This window comes from Yoonia sp. (assembly GCF_036770585.1).
GTDB lineage: Bacteria > Pseudomonadota > Alphaproteobacteria > Rhodobacterales > Rhodobacteraceae > Yoonia.
Genome location: NZ_DAIPIW010000023.1, coordinates 1 through 1,348, shown reverse-complemented (window position 1 = coordinate 1,348; position 1,348 = coordinate 1). Strand labels below are relative to the sequence as shown.

The following is a 1,348-nucleotide window of genomic DNA, read 5'->3' as shown; positions in this document are numbered from 1 at the left end:
ATCAGGACCGCCGGATCCTTGTGACTGTCCCGATCACCCTGACCGAGATCGGCGCGACCATCGACGCCCCGGCCGAAGCCACGGTCGGTGACACGATCACGCTGTCATGGACCGGTCCCGATTATGACAGCGACTATATCGGCATTGGTCGGGCCGATGCGACCGGCAGTGACCGCTGGGGTAATTTCACCTACACCCGCGAAGGCTCGCCCCTGCAACTGACCATGCCGACCACGCCGGGCGACTATGTGATCAGCTATTTCCTCTATCAGGACCGCCGGATCCTTGTGACTGTCCCGATCACCCTGACCGAGATCGGCGCAGCACTCGATCTGCCCGCCGAGGCCGTGGCCGGTTCGACGATTTCCGTCGGCTGGTCCGGACCGGATTATGACAGGGACTACATCGGCATCGGCGTCGCGGGGGCCACCGGCAGTGACCGGTGGCAGAACTTCCGCTATACCGCCGACGGCAATCCGGCCGCGCTGCTGGTTCCGACAACGCCGGGCGACTATCTGGTGCAGTATTTCCTTGGACAGGATCGCGCGATTCTGGCGTCCGAGGCGATCACAGTCACCGCCCCGAAAGTCGAGATCGACGCACCGTCGCAGGCGGTCGCGGGATCGACGATCTCGGTCGGGTTCGAGGGGCCGGCCCATGATGGCGACTATCTCGGGATCGGGCGCGCCGCAGCCGAGGGCGGCGACCGGTGGGAGACCTTCACCTATACCAATGAGGGCAATCCGCTGGACCTTCTGGTGCCGATCGGCGAGGGCGATTATCTGATCCGGTATTTCTCGGGTCAGGACAATTCGGTCCTGCAAACCATGCCGATCACCATTACGGCGGTCGAGGCGCGGCTTGTCGCCCCGCCCTCGGCGGCGGCGGGCAGCGAAATCCCCGTCGGTTGGGACGGGCCGGATTATGACGGCGACTTTATCGGCGTCGGACCCGCAGATGCCGATGGCGGCGACCGTTGGCAGGCCTTTGCCTATAGCGAGGCAGGCAATCCGGTGACGATCCAGCTTCCCGACACACCCGGCGACTATGTCATCCGGTATTTCACCGGACAGGGATATGTTCCGATTGCCAGCCTTCCGCTGACAATCGAGTAGACCCCAACAAAAAGGCCCGCCGATTGGCGGGCCTTTTGCATTACACCTGACGCAAGCTACATGTGGATCACGCGGCCATAGGCGTCGAGCACGCTTTCGTGCATCATTTCCGACAGCGTGGGGTGCGGGAAGACGGTGTTCATCAGGTCTTCCTCGGTGGTCTCCAACTGGCGGCCCACGACATAGCCCTGGATCAGTTCGGTGACTTCAGCACCCACCATATGCGCGCCCAG

General features: G+C 63.2%; 1 protein-coding gene and 1 pseudogene. One reads left to right on the top strand and one right to left on the bottom strand.

Going from position 1 to position 1,348, the window contains the following annotated elements; translation table 11 throughout:
• Nucleotides 1-1,115 (top strand): hypothetical protein (locus V7N12_RS06105; RefSeq protein WP_443089939.1); only part of this gene is annotated, 1,115 nt, incomplete at its 5' end.
• Between the two features lie 56 nt (nt 1,116-1,171).
• Here V7N12_RS06105 and V7N12_RS06100 read toward each other — a convergent pair.
• A pseudogene (locus V7N12_RS06100) lies at nt 1,172-1,348 on the bottom strand (dihydrolipoyl dehydrogenase); the annotation flags it as partial.